Source organism: Salinivibrio sp. HTSP (assembly GCF_003390965.1).
Taxonomy (GTDB): domain Bacteria; phylum Pseudomonadota; class Gammaproteobacteria; order Enterobacterales; family Vibrionaceae; genus Salinivibrio; species Salinivibrio kushneri.
The window spans coordinates 1-1,014 of the sequence record NZ_PXUD01000113.1 but is presented as its reverse complement, the minus strand read 5'-3'; the positions used below and the strand labels follow the sequence as shown (position 1 = coordinate 1,014).

The following is a 1,014-nucleotide window of genomic DNA, read 5'->3' as shown; positions in this document are numbered from 1 at the left end:
TTCACCTTCAATCGAGATATAACATGGCGTTGGCATAATCGCTCCTCTATTTTTTTGATTTGAGTTTCAACAGCGACTCTTGCTGTCTAGCCCTACTAGCAAGCTAGATTTATGCCAACTTTTAATTCGTTATATATCAGACAGTTAATTATTTGCTGACCAATTTTTTGCACGCCTCAAGCAACTTCTTGCCAAGCCAAGCAAAAAGTTGCTTGGCATATCGCTATACCTTTACGCACTGCCTAGACGCTTTAAGAAGTCGCTTAGCACCAGCAACCATTACTGCTCACTGAGCAATTCGACGGTGTCCCTGCTATACACTTTACCAACTTTCTCCCATGGGATTGGGACAGTCGATACACCTGCATCGACTCCACGCTGTCGAACTCTTTGCGGTGTGGGTTTGGGGCCCTGTCTATACTCATCGGCCGTTGTACCATTTTGGTCACGGTCTTTCTCTCGTGCAGGAGCCAGCTCTGCCAAATAAATGAGCTGATCACAGCCCATTAACCACACTTTGGCTTTCCCATCAGGTAACATACCAAAGAATAATTCAGTCCGAAAACAGTAACCTAAAGAGCCATCATATCGCTCAAAGCTGACCCCTTTCGCCATTATTTCCTTAACCTTCTGAGAAAGATCATATTTAGTCACGAAAAAACGCATATTAATAAGAGACGTCCAATATATATAAATACTATCCGGTAAATGTTTATTTGCTGAGCCTAATTGGCGCCCACCTAGAGCAGTCAGAGGCGATATAGGGAAGCCAAAACCATCATAATCAGGAAACACAGTACGGACATATTCTAACTTACTTGTACTCATCGATTGAGCTAGACCATGGAGCGGCATTGTCCAATCTTGCTCTTCATTCACGCCATATGCTTGCGTGATGTAGATGGGATAAAATGAAGGCATTACCACAGATACGCGCCAAGGATCACCAGGTAGAGGCTCTTTTTCTTTACATCCAATTAATAAAAACAATGCAAGCAGGGTTATCAGTGTTTT

General features: G+C 43.0%; 1 protein-coding gene. It reads right to left on the bottom strand.

Annotation, left to right across the window (positions count from 1 at the left end; all coding sequences use genetic code 11):
- Positions 1-279 precede the first annotated feature (279 nt).
- A partial coding sequence (locus tag C7A19_RS14845; protein WP_116645295.1) for a DUF2931 family protein occupies positions 280-1,014 on the bottom strand: 735 nt, incomplete at its 5' end.